This window comes from Streptococcus gordonii, assembly GCF_001553855.1.
Classification (GTDB): domain Bacteria; phylum Bacillota; class Bacilli; order Lactobacillales; family Streptococcaceae; genus Streptococcus; species Streptococcus gordonii.
The window spans coordinates 31838-47156 of record NZ_LQWV01000039.1 but is presented as its reverse complement, the minus strand read 5'-3'; the positions used below and the strand labels follow the sequence as shown (position 1 = coordinate 47156).

The window sequence follows — 15319 nt, the reverse complement described above, 5'->3', positions numbered from 1 at the left end:
AATAATGCTTGAAAATTTCTTAAAAAGGTGTAAAATAAGGAGTATCTAAAAAATGAAGTTTGGAAGTAGAGGAGTAAGATTATGATTGTAAATATCGACTGGGAAAATCTAGGATTCTCATATATGAAATTGCCTTATCGCTTTTTAGCTTATTACCGTAACGGTCAGTGGGAGGAAGGCAAACTGACTGAAGATGCGACCCTGCATATTTCTGAGTCTTCACCAAGCCTTCACTATGGTCAGCAGGCTTTTGAAGGACTTAAGGCCTATCGAACCAAGGATGGCAGTGTCCAGCTCTTCCGGCCAGATGAGAATGCTAAGCGCCTGCAACGCACTTGCGATCGTCTCTTGATGCCACAAGTTTCAACTGAAATGTTTGTGGAAGCTTGTAAGGCTGTTGTCCGTGCAAATGAAGAATATGTACCTCCATATGGAACAGGAGGAACTCTCTACCTTCGTCCACTTTTGATTGGTATCGGAGATATCATCGGGGTAAAACCAGCAGAGGAGTATATTTTTACAATCTTTGCTATGCCAGTTGGAAACTACTTCAAGGGTGGTTTGGTTCCAACCAACTTCTTGATCCAAGACGAATATGACCGAGCGGCTCCACATGGTACAGGTGCTGCTAAGGTAGGTGGTAACTATGCAGCTAGTCTCCTACCAGGTAAGATGGCTAAGTCTCGTAACTTTTCAGATGTCATCTACCTTGATCCATCAACTCATACCAAGATTGAAGAAGTCGGATCAGCGAACTTCTTTGGAATTACAGCAAATAATGAATTTGTAACACCGCTGAGTCCATCCATTCTACCGTCCATTACCAAATATTCCTTGCTTTACTTGGCAGAGCACCGCTTGGGCTTGACTCCGGTTGAAGGCGATGTTCCGATTAATGATTTGGATCGCTTTGTTGAAGCCGGAGCTTGTGGTACAGCAGCAGTTATCTCACCAATCGGAGGTATCCAACATGGTGATGATTTCCATGTATTCTATAGTGAGACAGAAGTCGGTCCAGTTACCCGCAAGCTGTATGATGAATTAACTGGTATCCAATTTGGTGATGTTGAAGCGCCAGAAGGTTGGATCTACAAAGTTGATTAATAGGAAGAGCCTAAAAGGCTCTTTTCTTATTAATTGTAGGAAATCACTTGCCAGGCTTTTGCTTTTTGTGTAAAATAGTATTTTGAAAGAGGTAAGAAATGAGTAAAAAAGATAAAAAGATTGAAATTCAAATTAATGATAGTAAGGTCAAAGTAGGAGCAGATTTATTTGATGGCTATTCACTCGTTATTGGTAAAAAAGTTATTGGTGAAATTGCAGAATTAGACGGCCAGTATGCTATAATCAAAAACGGAAATGCAGATGCTTTCTATAAAAAACTTGAAAAAGCTGTTGAAAATTTAATAGAAACCTATAATTTAGGTAAATAAGGTGTTGATTTTCCATTTTTTTCGTGTTATAATAGATGACGTTGATTGTATACGGAGAGATAGCGAAGAGGCTAAACGCGGCGGACTGTAAATCCGCTCCTTCGGGTTCGGGGGTTCGAATCCCTCTCTCTCCATTAGCGTTCATTTTGACGATGATAAAGTGACTATTGTCAGCGCTCTTTTTTGGGGTATAGCCAAGCGGTAAGGCAAGGGACTTTGACTCCCTCATGCGTTGGTTCGAATCCAGCTACCCCAGTTCTTAGGTGATATATCAGACGAGGCCGATAAAATATCTTAGGGTATTTTATTTCTTTATAAATGGTATAAAAACGGTAAAGATAAATCAACATGTCGTTGCGGGCGCTTAGGAAAATAAAATGGATGTCAAGTGAAAACTTGATTGTTGGAGGATTTTTTAGATGAATGAATTTGAAGATTTGCTAAACAGTGTTAGCCAAGTCGAGCCAGGTGATGTTGTTACTGCTGAAGTATTGACAGTTGATGCAAACCAAGCTAATGTTGCAATTTCTGGCACTGGTGTTGAAGGGGTGTTAACTCTTCGTGAGCTGACTAATGATCGTGATGCTGACATTAACGACCTTGTAAAAACAGGCGAAACACTTGAATTGCTCGTTCTTCGTCAAGTAGTGGGTAAAGATACAGATACAGTTACTTACCTAGTATCTAAAAAACGTTTAGAAGCTCGCAAAGCATGGGACAAATTGGTTGGTCGTGAAGAAGAAGTTGTTACTGTTAAAGGAACTCGCGCAGTTAAAGGTGGACTTTCTGTTGAGTTTGAAGGACTTCGTGGTTTCATTCCAGCTTCAATGCTTGACACTCGTTTTGTACGTAACACAGAACGTTTCGTAGGTCAAGAATTTGATGCTAAGATTAAAGAAGTTGATCCAAAAGAAAATCGCTTTATCCTTTCACGTCGTGAAGTAGTTGAAGCTGAAGCTGCAGCAGCTCGTGCTGAAGTATTTGGAAAATTGAATGTTGGTGATGTTGTAACTGGTAAAGTTGCTCGTATCACTAGCTTTGGTGCTTTCATTGATCTTGGTGGTGTTGATGGTTTGGTTCACTTAACTGAGTTATCACATGAGCGTAACGTATCACCTAAATCTGTTGTAACAGTTGGTGAAGAAATTGAAGTGAAAGTCCTTGACTTAAACGAAGAAGAAGGTCGTGTATCACTTTCACTTAAAGCTACAACACCTGGACCATGGGATGGTGTTGAACAAAAACTTGCTGCTGGTGATGTAATTGAAGGTACTGTTAAACGCTTAACTGACTTTGGTGCTTTTGTTGAAGTATTGCCAGGTATTGATGGCTTGGTTCACATCTCACAAATTTCTCACAAACGTGTTGAGAATCCAAAAGATGTCTTGTCAGTTGGCCAAGAAGTAACTGTTAAAGTTCTTGAAGTTAACCCAGCTAATGAGCGCGTATCACTTTCTATCAAGGCTCTTGAAGAACGTCCTGCAAAAGAAGAAGGACAAGAGAAAGAAGAAAAACGCCAATCACGTCCACGTCGTCCTAAACGTCAAGAAAAACGTGACTTTGAACTTCCAGAAACTCAAACTGGATTCTCCATGGCTGACTTGTTCGGTGATATCGAATTATAAAATAATTTTGAAGTTGAGTTTTCTCAACTTCTTTTTATTTTTTGACTTGTATTTTTAGTGAAAATTAGTTATAATAAATTAGTTGCCACCCTTAGTGTAATGGATATCACGTAAGATTCCGGTTCTTGAGATGGGAGTTCGATTCTCTCAGGGTGGATGACTTTAAATTAGACTCTTCGGAGTCTTTTTTCATTGCTGTAGAGAATATCATGATACAGAAATTAATTCTTTTATTGTAGTTTAGAAAGATAAGAAGTATTGCTTATCAACCGCTCAAAAATAAAGCGAAGCCTTGCTAATATTTAGACATCTTAGAAGATAGTGAGTTTGATGCTAGCAAAGATACTAATTTTTTACGCTTAGTTTATGTGGGTAGGATTGTGGATCATCCTGATATTATATTGGATCCAGAAGAGCATACGGATTTTGTCTGTATTTCTTCTTTAGAAGACATAGATAGCGAGCTTATCGTACCTTATTTGATTGATATTTATATAAAGCAAAAAAACATCTCCTTTAATAAGGAGATGTTTTTATAATTAGTTTTTAGATGCTGCTTGAAATTCTGGATTCTTCCATGCTTCGTCAATGATTGCTTGTAACTCTTTAGCAGAAGCTTGCATTTTTTGAGTTTCAGCATCGTTCAATGGGATATTTACTGGACGTACGATACCGTGAGCACCAACGATTGCTGGTTGACCGATAAAGACGTTTTCAACTCCATATTGGCCTTCTTGGAAGACAGAAAGTGGTAGAACGGCATTTTCATCATCAAGGATAGCTCTAGTAATACGAGCAAGGGCAACTGCGATACCATAGTATGTAGCACCTTTTTTGTTGATGATTGAGTAAGCGGCGTCACGGACTGAAATGAAGAGGTCTACAAGATCTGCTTCGTTCAAGTCACGGTTAGCTTGTAACCATTGTTCTAGTTTTACACCAGCTACGTTAGCGTGTGACCAAACAGCGAACTCTGAGTCACCATGTTCACCCATGATATAGGCATGGACTGAACGAGCATCAACACCGATTTTAGCTGCCAAAGCTTGACGGAAGCGAGCTGAGTCAAGTGATGTACCAGAACCAATGACACGTTCTTTAGGAAAGCCAGAGAACTTCCAAGTAGAGTAAGTTAAGACGTCAACTGGGTTAGCAGCTACGAGGAAGATACCATCGAAACCAGAAGCAACAACTTGCTCAACGATAGATTTGTTGATAGCAAGGTTTTTACCTACAAGATCAAGACGAGTTTCGCCTGGTTTTTGTGGAGCACCAGCTGTGATAACAACAAGGTCAGCATCCGCGCAGTCTTCGTATTTTGCTGCATAAATTTTCTTAGGTGAAGTAAATGCAAGCGCATGACTAAGGTCCTCTGCATCCCCAACAGCTTTTTCAAATAATTGTGGAATCTCAATAATACCAAGTTCTTGTGCAATTCCTTGGGTTACAAGCGCAAATGCGTATGAAGAACCTACGGCACCATCACCAATAAGGATTACTTTTTTATGTTGTTTTTCAAGAGTCATCTGTAAAATCTCCTTTTATTTTTTTACGGGTTTGTCCCAAACAAGTCTATTCTATCACTTTTAACATGCTTTGTCACGGCAGATGGTCATCTTTAAAAGATGTAAACGTTTTTAGGATCAAGGCTATTTACTGAAAAAATGTTTAAAATATGATATAATAGTACAGTTATATAAAGTGAAAAGAGGCATTTTTTAATGCAAGATAGGAATTTAGTAAATGTCAATCTAACGAGTGAAATGAAAACTAGTTTTATTGACTATGCTATGAGTGTTATCGTTTCGCGTGCACTTCCAGATGTTCGTGATGGATTAAAACCAGTTCATCGTCGGATTCTTTATGGGATGAATGAGCTGGGAGTTACTCCTGATAAACCACATAAAAAATCAGCCCGTATTACAGGTGATGTTATGGGTAAATACCATCCGCATGGTGACTCTTCGATTTATGAAGCTATGGTTCGGATGGCGCAATGGTGGAGTTATCGCTACATGCTTGTGGATGGCCATGGGAACTTTGGTTCCATGGATGGAGATGGAGCTGCTGCTCAGCGTTATACAGAAGCACGTATGAGCAAAATTGCTCTTGAGATGCTTCGTGATATCAACAAGAATACTGTTGACTTTATCGATAACTATGATGCTAATGAGCGAGAACCAATAGTCCTTCCTGCCCGTTTTCCAAATCTTTTGGTTAATGGTGCAACTGGTATTGCTGTTGGTATGGCGACTAATATTCCGCCACATAATTTAGCGGAGTCTATTGATGCAGTTAAGCTAGTCATGGATAATCCTGCAGCAACAACCCGTGATATTATGGAAGTTTTGCCTGGGCCTGATTTTCCAACTGGCGCTCTAGTTATGGGCAAATCAGGTATTCACCGTGCTTATGAAACGGGGAAAGGCTCGATTGTTTTACGTTCTCGTACTGAAATTGAAGAAATGAAAAATGGTCGCGAGCGGATTGTTGTAACCGAGTTTCCTTATATGGTTAATAAGACTAAGGTTCATGAGCACATTGTTCGCTTAGTACAAGAAAAACGTATTGAAGGTATAACAGCTGTCCGTGATGAGTCTAATCGTGAGGGTGTTCGTTTTGTAATTGAGGTGAGACGGGATGCGTCTGCTCATGTCATTCTAAATAATCTCTTTAAATTGACACAAATGCAGACCAATTTCAGCTTCAATATGTTAGCTATCCAAAATGGTGTTCCTAAAATACTCTCTCTTCGTGAGATTCTTTTGGCTTATATTGAGCACCAAAAAGAAGTTGTGACCCGTCGAACTGCCTTTGATAAAGATAAGGCTGAGGCACGTGCTCATATTTTAGCAGGTTTACTAATTGCTCTTGACCACATCGATGAAGTTATTCGTATTATTCGTAACAGTGAGACGGATGCAGAAGCACAGGCTGAATTAATGGCTAAGTTTGAATTGTCTGAGCGTCAAAGTCAGGCTATTCTCGATATGCGTTTGCGTCGTTTGACCGGTTTGGAACGCGATAAAATTCAGTCAGAATATGATGAATTGATTGCCTTAATAGCTGATTTGGCAGATATCTTGGCTAAGCCTGAAAGAGTTCTTACAATTATTAGAGAAGAATTGGATGAAGTGAAGCGGAAATTTGCTGATGAACGTCGAACGGAGCTTATGGTAGGAGAGGTTCTCTCTCTAGAAGATGAAGATCTAATTGAAGAAGCGGATGTTTTGATTACCTTGTCAAATAAAGGCTACATCAAACGTTTAAACCAAGATGAGTTTACAGCTCAAAAACGTGGAGGTCGTGGTGTTCAAGGGACAGGCGTCAAGGATGATGACTTTGTCAAGGAACTTGTTTCAACTAGTACACATGATCGTTTACTCTTCTTCACTAATAAGGGACGAGTTTATCGCCTGAAAGGATATGAGATACCTGAATATGGCCGGACTGCAAAAGGTTTACCAATTGTGAATCTCCTGAAATTGGATGAAGGAGAAACAATTCAAACTATTATCAACGTAGAACAGAATCATAGCCAAGACTCTTATCTCTTCTTTACGACTCGTCTAGGGGTAGTCAAGCGTACTAGCGTAGCTGATTTTGCTAATATTCGTCAGAATGGACTCAAGGCTTTGAATTTGAAGGATGAAGACGAGCTGATTAATGTTTTCCTAACTGATGGAGCTGCTGATGTTATTATCGGAACAAAATTTGGTTATTCTGTTCGCTTCAATGAGACAGCTGTTAGAAACATGAGCCGTATTGCAACTGGCGTACGTGGTGTTAACCTAAGAGACGGTGACCAGGTCGTTGGTGCAGGTGTTGTGTCTGACAATGATGAAGTTCTTGTTATTACTGAAAAAGGTTATGGTAAGAGAACTCTTGCTAGTGAATATCCGACAAAAGGCCGTGGTGGTAAAGGGATTAAAACAGCTAATATCACAGAAAAAAATGGTCCTTTAGCTGGTTTGATGACAGTCAATGGTCAAGAAGATCTGATGATCATAACTAATACTGGTGTAATCATACGGACCAGTGTTGCAAATATTTCACAAACTGGTCGCTCTACAATGGGTGTTAAGGTTATGCGTCTTGATCAGAATGCTCAGATTGTTACTTTTACAACTGTAGAAGCAGATGATAAAGAAGAGTTGCAAGACGAGAAGGAGTAAAATATGGCTAGAGGATCACGAAGAGCCAAGAAGAAACGTAGTAGACGTAATATTATATTAAATATTCTTTCGGTTATCTTACTGTTAGTTGCACTTGCCCTAATTTTTAATTCTTCAATTAGAAATATGATTATGGTTTGGCATACAAACAAGTACCAAGTTTCTAAAGTATCTAAGAAAGAAATTGAGAAGAATAAAGCAAGTAAAGGTAGTTTCAATTTTGAAAAGGTTGAGCCTCTATCGACTGAAGCTGTCTTAAATGCCCAATGGAAAGCACAGCAACTTCCTGTTATCGGTGGGATTGCGATTCCTGAATTGTCCCTTAATTTACCAATTTTTAATGGACTGGAGAATGCAGGTCTTTATTATGGTGCTGGTACTATGAAAGAGACTCAGGAAATGGGAAAAGGCAACTACGCTTTAGCTAGTCACCATGTTTTCGGGATTACAGGAGCCAATGAAATGCTCTTTTCTCCTCTTGATCGAGCGAAAGCTGGTATGAAAATCTATTTAACTGATAAAGAAAAAGTTTATACATATTCAATTACTAGTGTTGAAAACGTGGAGCCTGAAAGGGTAGATGTTGTTGACGATGCAGCTGATGGTACAGCAGAGGTTACTTTGGTAACCTGTGAAGATGCTGCGGCAACTTCTCGTACAATTGTTAAGGGTGTTTTAGAAAGCGAAACTCCATATAAAGAAACACCGAAGAAGATTTTGAACTACTTCAATAAATCATACAATCAAATGCAACTATAAATCTTATAATAAAAAGGAAGGAAGCATAAGTTTAATGCTTTCCTTTTTTCTTTTGCGAATAAATAAATTGTAAGGAGGTTTTTATGTACAGTATATCATTTCAAGAGGAATCATTATTACCACGGGAACGATTAGTAAGACTAGGAGCAGAGCAGTTAAGCAATCAGGAATTGCTGTCTATTCTCATTCGTACAGGAAATAAAAAAGAGAATGTATTCCAAATAGCTAGTAAGATTTTATCATCCGTATCAAGTTTGACTGAACTCCGTCACATGACTCTGTCTGAACTACAGGGGATATCTGGTATTGGACAAGTAAAGGCTATTGAACTACAGGCTATGATTGAGTTGGGCAGTCGTATTTCAAAAGCGGAGAATTTTGAAGGAGAACGTATACTGAGTAGTCAAAAACTTGCAAAAAAAATGCAACAGGAATTAAGTCATAAAAAGCAAGAGCATTTGGTTGCACTTTATTTAAACACACAAAATCAAATTATTCATCAACAAACTATTTTCATTGGAAGTCTGACTCGGAGTTTAGCCGAACCTAGGGAGATTCTTCATTATGCGATTAAGCATATGGCGACATCAATTATCTTGGTCCATAATCATCCTTCAGGTGCTACTAGGCCAAGTAGGGATGATGATCAGGTGACTGAGAAAATAAAAGAAGCCTGCGAAATGATGGGCTTCGTTTTATTGGATCATTTAATTGTGGGAGGAGATAGCTATTATAGTTATCGAGAGGAAACAGACCTCATTTAAGGACGGTTAGCTATAATGCTTAATCATGCTCTTTTTTCATAAAGTAGAGGAGAGTTTGAAGTTCGCTTGTCAAGTCGACGTACTGAACAACAATTTCTTTCGGTAGGTGAAGATGCACAGGTGAAAAACTCATAATCCCTTTTATTCCAGCATCGACAAGAATATTGGCTACTTCCTGGGCTTTTACACTTGGAACAGTTAAAATTGCTGTCTTGATGTCTGCATCCTTGATTTTTTCTTTGATTTGAGAAATGCCATAAATTGGAATACCATCAGGGGTTTTTGTTCCAACTTCTTTGTGACTATCAACATCAAAAGCCATGACAATTTTCATCTTATTTCTTTCATGGAAGCGGTAGTGGAGAAGAGCGTGCCCCATATTACCAACTCCTACAAGCATGACATTGGTGATTGAGTTATCATTAAGCAAATCGGCAAAAAAATTCATTAATTTCTTAACATCGTAGCCAAAACCTCTGCGTCCAAGTTCACCAAAATAAGAAAAATCTCTTCGAACAGTAGCAGAGTCAATACCAATTGCTTCAGCTATTTGTTTGGAACTGGCTTTTTCTATTTTTTCAGCATTAAAGCGTTTAAAAATACGGTAGTAGAGGGATAAACGCTTTGCAGTCGCACGCGGAATAGTTGAATTTTTTTCGGTTTTCACAAAATCACGTCCTTTCATTTCTATTTTATAGAAAGTTTGTGAAAAAATCAACTATTTTAAAAGAATCCAAGGAACTAAAAATAAAAAAAGAAAACTAAGGATTTTAGTTTTCTTTTTTACTTTCGTAAGCCGATAAATCAAACTGTAACATGGTTCGATAAAGATTGCCTATTTTTCCTACATAGGGAACTTCTATCCCCTTATATGTCAATGAGAGGACCGTTAAGTCATCTGGGATAGTGACACAGCCTGAAAAAGCTAACATGAATTCATCAAAATCAAGATAACGAACGATTCGTTCGACCTTATAAGAATCTAAGTATTTAAGTTCAATCATGGATATTCTCTGTAATTCTTGAATAAATGTTGGATTATTGTTCCGTCTTTGTAAAAATCTCTCTTTCAACTAAGCTATCCATCAAAAAGTAGAATTTCTGCTGGAGAATCTTTTGATCTTCTGATTTAAAAATATTAACTAGACGAAGACCTGATTTATCTGTGATATTAATTTTAAAACCAGACAAGTCTTTATTGAAAATAATTTTTAATAAAAATCCTTGACCACTATTTGGAATTTCCTCTAAGAGGCGAGTTAGTTCAAAGTTTCCCACTTTTGTTTCGGCAAAGGTATTATCTTTTAATGTAAATTTTTTAACATTTGGATTTACTTCATAACTGTATAAACAATCTTTTAATGCTACTGACTTTTCAAAGGCCATGTGTTTCTCCTAAAATTTCTTTTATTTTTTTTGTTAAAATGTGTATTTCTTGAATTGTATTTTGATCAGAAAAACTGATTCTAAAGGATTCTTTTAATCGGGGGGAAGTCTCACCATAAAAAGCTGACAAAACGTGGCTTGGCTCAATCGCTCCAGCAGTACATGCTGATCCAGTGGAGACAGAAATTCCTGCCATATCTAACTTCATCAGCAGGATATCGTTTGCCTGACCTGGAAATCCCATGTTAACCACATGAGGTAAATGAGGCTCCTGTTCATTGAGATAATAGTCGATAGTACCAAGTCCTTGCAAAAGTTCGTATCGAAGCTCTTGAATATGACTGAAGTTTTCGGCTATATGTTCAATATTATTTTCTAGTGCTGTAGCCATTCCAGCAATGGAAATGATGTTTTCCGTACCAGCTCTTTTTTTATCTTCCTGACTTCCACCGTGAAGTAGATTATCAAAGTGGAAATCTTTTGCATATAAGAAGCCAGTTCCTTTAGGTCCGTGAAATTTATGGGCAGAAGCGCTTAAAAAATCAATTCCTAACTCTTCTGGATAGATTGGAATCTTTCCCATAGCTTGAACCGCATCTACATGAAATTTAGCTGGATGATCTTTTAAAACTTCTCCAATTTCCTTAATAGGTAGTAGATATCCGGTCTCATTATTAGCAAACATGGTAGAGACGAGAATGGTGTCAGGACGAAGTGCATCCTTTATATCTTTTACTCGTATCTTTCCGTCGACTGGTTGGATAAAAGAAATCTCAAATCCGTATTTTTCAGCTAAATGGTGCAAGGGTTCTAAAACAGAATGATGCTCAATTGCTGTCGTAATAATGTGTTTTCCTAGATCTTGATGCTTGAGAGAATAGCCTTTTAGTATGGTATTATTGCTTTCAGTAGCACCAGAAGTAAACAGAATATTTTTTGCATTAGTTTGCAATATCTTAGCAATAGTCTCCCTGGCTTGTCTGAGAATCTTACTAGCCTCGCGTCCATGTTGATGAGTGCTAGATGGATTTCCATAGACCTGTACCATTAAGTCAGTCATCTTTTGGATAGCTACAGACGATAGAGGGGTCGTGGCTGCATTGTCAAAATAAATCATTTTCAGTCCTTATTTTTTATTATATGCAAAGAGAGGACTGACTGGTTTTCTCTCTTGGATGCGGACAATAGCATCAGCAATCAACTCACTTGCTGTGATATACTGGATGTTTTTTGGAGTTTTTTCTTTGGTGTCTACAGAATCGGTTACTAAAATTTCTTTGATCGGAACAGCGTCTAATTTTTCAGCGGCACCGTCAACGAAGAGACCGTGGCTTGAAACCGCATAGATGTCGGTTGCTCCTTCTCGATCGACAATTTTAGCAGCTTCAGTAAAGGTACGTCCAGTATTCAAGATGTCATCAATTAAGATCGCTTTCTTACCAGCTACCTCACCAATAATATATCCTTCATTGCGGTGAGCATCGTCTTGAGCATAGTCAATAATAGCGATAGGAGCATCTAGATGTTCTGCTAAACTGCGAGCTCTCTTAACACCTGAGTTTTTTGGACTTACAACGACAACGTCATCACCTGTTAAGCCTTTATCGCAATAGTGTTTTGCAAAAAGAGGAACAGTGTAAAGATTGTCAACAGGAATGTCGAAGAATCCCTGCACTTGAACAGCGTGTAGATCAAGAGTCAGTACTCGATTCACACCTGCTTTTACTAACATATTTGCTACTAGTTTTGCTGTAATTGGCTCCCTAGGCGCTGCTGTACGGTCTTGACGAGCGTAACCAAAGTAAGGAATTACAACATTAACTGAGTTAGCACTGGCACGATTACAAGCATCTACCATGATGAGCAGTTCCATCAAATGGTTGTTTACTGGAAAACTTGTAGATTGAATGATGAAAACATCAAAGCCACGTACGCTTTCTTCGATGTTGACTTGGATTTCTCCATCAGAGAACTGACGTGATGAAAGTTTCCCAAGCGGTACTCCAGCAGCTTTTGCAATCTTCTCAGCGATAGCATGATTTGAGTTGAGCGAGAATAATTTCATGTTCTTTTTGTCATTGATTGAACCAAACATACCTAAAGATAACTCCTTTAATTTTCTGATTACTATTTTATCAAAAATATAAGATTTTTTCAGCTATTTGGCAAGTTTTTAGCAAATCTAGCGATCTTGCTTTTTAGGGGTGTGTATGGGAGATTGTTTTCTTGTAGAAAGTCAAAGAAATTAACTTTTCCATCTTCAGCATCTTGAACTTCAAGTTCGATTTCATAATCGTGAATATCAAAATAAAAATTTTCATCCAGAGCTAGAAGTCCAAACTCATGTTTCATTTCTCTGCGAATGGTGGTTAAGTGGCCTAGGATATCTAATTGATTCAGTTGAATCTTCGTTTTTTTCAAGTTTTCAAGAATCTGTCCCTCTGGTAGAGTCATATTCTCAATTATAGAATGAACTTCATCAGCTGATAAAGCTTGGTTATATTCCATTGTTCCTACCTCTTGCGATATCTTTAGAGTCAGCTCGGCTGAATCATCAAAACGACGGATTCGGAAAGCCATTTTATGGTCTCTGATAAAAAAATCAGGGGTATCTATATAATAATTTGTTTGTTTTACTGGAGTAATATCTTTAAAAAGTGGTAGCAGACTTTCAAACTGTTCCTTGTTTAATCCGGATTTATATTCAATTTCTAAATGATTCATTGTTGATCCTTTTCTTTCGCTTGAAAACGATTTATGTTATAATAATAGACGTATTTATTTTATATAAAAATAATAAAAATAACAAGGTGAGTGCATTTATGGAGTGGGAACAATTTTTAGACCCTTATGTCCAAGCTGTCGGTGAGTTAAAAGTCAAACTGCGAGGAATTCGAAAACAATACCGCAAGCAACAACGACACTCACCGATAGAATTTGTAACCGGTAGGGTCAAGTCTATTGAAAGCATCCAAGAAAAGATGGTTATGCATGGAATAAGTTTAGAAAACTTAGCCCGTGATATGAACGATATTGCTGGCCTTCGGATTATGGTTCAATTTGAGGATGATATCACTGAGGTTCTAAAAGTTTTGCATCAGCGAAAAGATATGAAGATTGTTCTAGAACGAGATTATATCACTTATAAAAAGCCAAGTGGTTACCGCAGTTATCATGTGATAGTTGAATATCCTGTTGATACAATTGACGGTAACAAGGTTGTCTTGGCTGAAATCCAAATTCGGACCTTAGCCATGAACTTTTGGGCAACAATTGAGCATTCTCTTAATTATAAATATAAGGGAGAATTTCCTCAAGAAATTAAGGAACGATTGGAAATAACAGCTCGAATTGCCTATGAATTGGATAAAACAATGGGTGAAATTCGCCACGATATTCAAGAGGCTCAGGTTCTGTTCGATCCACCTTATCGGATGTTAAATGATGGCGTAGGAAATAGTGACGATACAGATGAAGAATACAGATAAAAAAATTGCTGTTTTTAGCAATTATAAACCTCAAAGTAAAGAAGTCTGCCAATTGTTGATTAAGAAACTAAGGCAGAATCGTTTCATTTTAACTGATAAAAATCCTGATATAGTTATTTCTGTAGGCGGAGATGGTATGCTCCTGTCTGTTTTTCACAAGTATGAAAACCAATTAGATAAAGTTCGTTTTGTTGGTGTTCATACTGGACACTTAGGATTTTATACTGATTACCGAGATTTCGAAATCGACAAGTTAATAGAAAATCTAAAATTGGACACCGGAGCTCAGGTTTCCTATCCGATTTTAAATGTTAGAATTTTCCTAGAGGATGGTTCTGTAAAGAGTAAGCTAGCTTTGAATGAAGCTACGATAAAGCGATCAGATCGGACTATGGTTGCTGATGTCATGATTAACCATGTGGCTTTTGAACGCTTCCGTGGGGATGGGATTTCGGTTTCTACTCCGACCGGCAGTACAGCTTACAATAAGTCCTTAGGTGGAGCAGTTCTTCATCCGACAATAGAAGCCTTGCAAATTGCTGAAGTGGCAAGCCTTAATAATCGTGTATATCGTACTTTAGGTTCGTCGATCATTGTTCCTAAAAAAGACAAGATCGAAATCTTTCCAACTCGAAATGATCAGCATACGATTTCGGTGGATAATAGAACTTATACTTTCAAGCATATTGCCAAGGTTGAATTTCAAATAGATAATCATAAAATACAATTTGTTGCCAGTCCAAGCCATACGAGTTTTTGGAACCGAGTTAAGGATGCCTTTATTGGAGAAGTAGACGATGAGATTTGAGTTTATTGCAGACGAACATGTCAAAGTCAAAACTTTTCTCAAAAAACATGATGTCTCAAAGGGGCTTCTTGCTAAAATTAAGTATAGAGGCGGTGGTATTTTAGTAAATGACGAACCACAAAATGCGATTTACTTGTTAGACATTGGTGATAAAGTTACGATCGATATCCCCAAGGAAGAAGGTTTTGAAAGTCTAGACGCGATTTCGAGAAAACTAGAAGTGGTTTTTGAGGATGATCATTTTTTAATACTTGATAAACCAGCTGGTGTTGCAAGTATTCCTAGCGTGAATCACTCTAATACCATGGCAAATTATGTCAAAGCCTATTATATAGATTCCGGTTATGAAAATCATCAAGTCCATATCGTGACACGTCTAGACAAGGATACTAGCGGACTTATGCTATTTGCCAAGCACGGCTATGCCCATGCACGATTGGATAAGCAATTACAAAAAAGAGCTATCGAGAAGCGTTATTTAGCCCTGGTTAAGGGAGATGGCCTTTTAGAAAAAGAAGGGGAAATTATTGCACCGATTGCGCGTGATGAAGATAGTATTATTACACGAAGAGTTGCCAAGGGAGGTAAATATGCTCATACTAGTTACAAGGTGATTGAGCAATTTGGCAACATCTACCTAGTGGATATTCACCTACACACAGGAAGAACACATCAGATTCGAGTTCATTTTTCACATATCGGCTTTCCACTTTTGGGGGACGATTTATATGGTGGATGCATGTCTGAAGGTATTAGCCGCCAAGCTCTTCACTGTCATACTTTGAAATTTTATAATCCATTCAGTGGAGAGGAAATTGGACGTGCCAGTCCTCTTCCAACAGATTTTGAACAAGTTATTCAGATATTTAAAAATTAATTAA

The 15319-nt window shown here is 38.0% G+C and carries 16 protein-coding genes, 3 tRNA genes and 1 pseudogene; 13 read left to right on the top strand and 7 right to left on the bottom strand.

All coding sequences use genetic code 11. The features are described 5' to 3' along the window. Window positions 1-81 precede the first annotated feature (81 nt). The 7 genes and pseudogenes from AWH02_RS08750 to AWH02_RS11215 form a co-directional block, all read left to right on the top strand. Window positions 82-1104 (top strand): branched-chain amino acid aminotransferase, encoded by a 1023-nt coding sequence (locus AWH02_RS08750; protein ID WP_060553539.1) that lies wholly within the window; start codon window positions 82-84, stop codon window positions 1102-1104. Window positions 1105-1202: 98 nt separating this feature from the next. Then, window positions 1203-1433: a DUF2969 domain-containing protein gene (locus AWH02_RS08745; protein ID WP_008809182.1), complete on the top strand. Its 231-nt coding sequence runs from the start codon at window positions 1203-1205 to the stop codon at window positions 1431-1433. A gap of 53 nt (window positions 1434-1486) precedes the next feature. Beyond that, window positions 1487-1567: transfer RNA gene (locus tag AWH02_RS08740), tRNA-Tyr, on the top strand. 50 nt (window positions 1568-1617) lie between these two features. Beyond that, a tRNA-Gln gene (locus tag AWH02_RS08735) sits at window positions 1618-1689 on the top strand. A 163-nt stretch (window positions 1690-1852) separates the two neighbouring features. Further along, window positions 1853-3058 (top strand): 30S ribosomal protein S1, encoded by a 1206-nt coding sequence (gene rpsA / locus AWH02_RS08730; RefSeq protein WP_060553540.1) that lies wholly within the window; start codon window positions 1853-1855, stop codon window positions 3056-3058. An 85-nt stretch (window positions 3059-3143) separates the two neighbouring features. Next, window positions 3144-3215: transfer RNA gene (locus AWH02_RS08725), tRNA-Arg, on the top strand. Between the two features lie 151 nt (window positions 3216-3366). Next, window positions 3367-3597: pseudogene (locus AWH02_RS11215) on the top strand (hypothetical protein); the annotation flags it as partial. Here the strand turns inward: AWH02_RS11215 and AWH02_RS08720 are convergent. Then, entirely contained in the window at window positions 3598-4584 is a 987-nt protein-coding gene (locus tag AWH02_RS08720; protein ID WP_045503217.1) for an L-lactate dehydrogenase, read from the bottom strand. Between the two features lie 195 nt (window positions 4585-4779). Between AWH02_RS08720 and gyrA the strand changes: the two genes are divergently transcribed. The 3 genes from gyrA to radC all read left to right on the top strand — a co-directional run bounded on the left by gyrA (window position 4780) and on the right by radC (window position 8756). Then, window positions 4780-7233, top strand: a complete 2454-nt coding sequence (gene gyrA / locus AWH02_RS08715; RefSeq protein ID WP_060553541.1) for a DNA gyrase subunit A — start codon at window positions 4780-4782, stop codon at window positions 7231-7233. 3 nt (window positions 7234-7236) lie between these two features. After that, the gene (locus AWH02_RS08710) at window positions 7237-7992 is read left to right on the top strand and encodes a class A sortase (RefSeq protein ID WP_012000630.1); all 756 of its coding nucleotides are present in this window, start codon (window positions 7237-7239) and stop codon (window positions 7990-7992) included. 83 nt (window positions 7993-8075) lie between these two features. Continuing rightward, the gene (radC, locus tag AWH02_RS08705) at window positions 8076-8756 is read left to right on the top strand and encodes a RadC family protein (protein ID WP_045503208.1); all 681 of its coding nucleotides are present in this window, start codon (window positions 8076-8078) and stop codon (window positions 8754-8756) included. A gap of 19 nt (window positions 8757-8775) precedes the next feature. On the opposite strand, the gene AWH02_RS08700 is transcribed toward radC, so the two are convergent. The 6 genes from AWH02_RS08700 to AWH02_RS08675 form a co-directional block, all read right to left on the bottom strand. Next, on the bottom strand, window positions 8776-9441 hold the full coding sequence (locus AWH02_RS08700) for a redox-sensing transcriptional repressor Rex (protein WP_041789693.1): 666 nt from the start codon (window positions 9439-9441) through the stop codon (window positions 8776-8778). 85 nt (window positions 9442-9526) lie between these two features. Next, window positions 9527-9760: a DUF4649 family protein gene (locus AWH02_RS08695; RefSeq protein WP_060553542.1), complete on the bottom strand. Its 234-nt coding sequence runs from the start codon at window positions 9758-9760 to the stop codon at window positions 9527-9529. Window positions 9761-9794: 34 nt separating this feature from the next. Beyond that, window positions 9795-10142 carry a DUF1831 domain-containing protein gene (locus AWH02_RS08690; RefSeq protein ID WP_045503199.1) on the bottom strand — a complete coding sequence of 116 codons (348 nt, stop codon included), beginning with the start codon at window positions 10140-10142 and terminating at the stop codon, window positions 9795-9797. Continuing rightward, on the bottom strand, window positions 10132-11259 hold the full coding sequence (locus AWH02_RS08685) for a cysteine desulfurase family protein (RefSeq protein WP_060553543.1): 1128 nt from the start codon (window positions 11257-11259) through the stop codon (window positions 10132-10134). Before AWH02_RS08685 ends, AWH02_RS08690 begins: the two co-directional genes overlap by 11 nt. A 9-nt stretch (window positions 11260-11268) precedes the next feature. Continuing rightward, complete coding sequence (locus tag AWH02_RS08680; protein WP_111705924.1) at window positions 11269-12225, bottom strand: ribose-phosphate diphosphokinase; 957 nt, start codon at window positions 12223-12225, stop codon at window positions 11269-11271. Between the two features lie 71 nt (window positions 12226-12296). Further along, a complete protein-coding gene (locus AWH02_RS08675; protein ID WP_060553545.1) occupies window positions 12297-12866 on the bottom strand; it encodes a CYTH domain-containing protein in 570 nt (189 codons plus the stop codon). A gap of 98 nt (window positions 12867-12964) precedes the next feature. Here AWH02_RS08675 and AWH02_RS08670 point away from each other — a divergent pair, with 98 nt between their 5' ends. The 3 genes from AWH02_RS08670 to AWH02_RS08660 are packed head-to-tail and all read left to right on the top strand — an operon-like array spanning window position 12965 to window position 15315. After that, a complete protein-coding gene (locus AWH02_RS08670) occupies window positions 12965-13630 on the top strand; it encodes a GTP pyrophosphokinase (protein ID WP_012000623.1) in 666 nt (221 codons plus the stop codon). Further along, window positions 13614-14438, top strand: coding sequence for an NAD kinase (locus tag AWH02_RS08665; RefSeq protein WP_045635307.1), 825 nt, complete (start codon window positions 13614-13616; stop codon window positions 14436-14438). The genes AWH02_RS08670 and AWH02_RS08665 overlap by 17 nt, the downstream gene beginning before the upstream one ends. Continuing rightward, window positions 14428-15315: an RluA family pseudouridine synthase gene (locus tag AWH02_RS08660; RefSeq protein ID WP_060553546.1), complete on the top strand. Its 888-nt coding sequence runs from the start codon at window positions 14428-14430 to the stop codon at window positions 15313-15315. Before AWH02_RS08665 ends, AWH02_RS08660 begins: the two co-directional genes overlap by 11 nt. Window positions 15316-15319 lie beyond the last annotated feature (4 nt).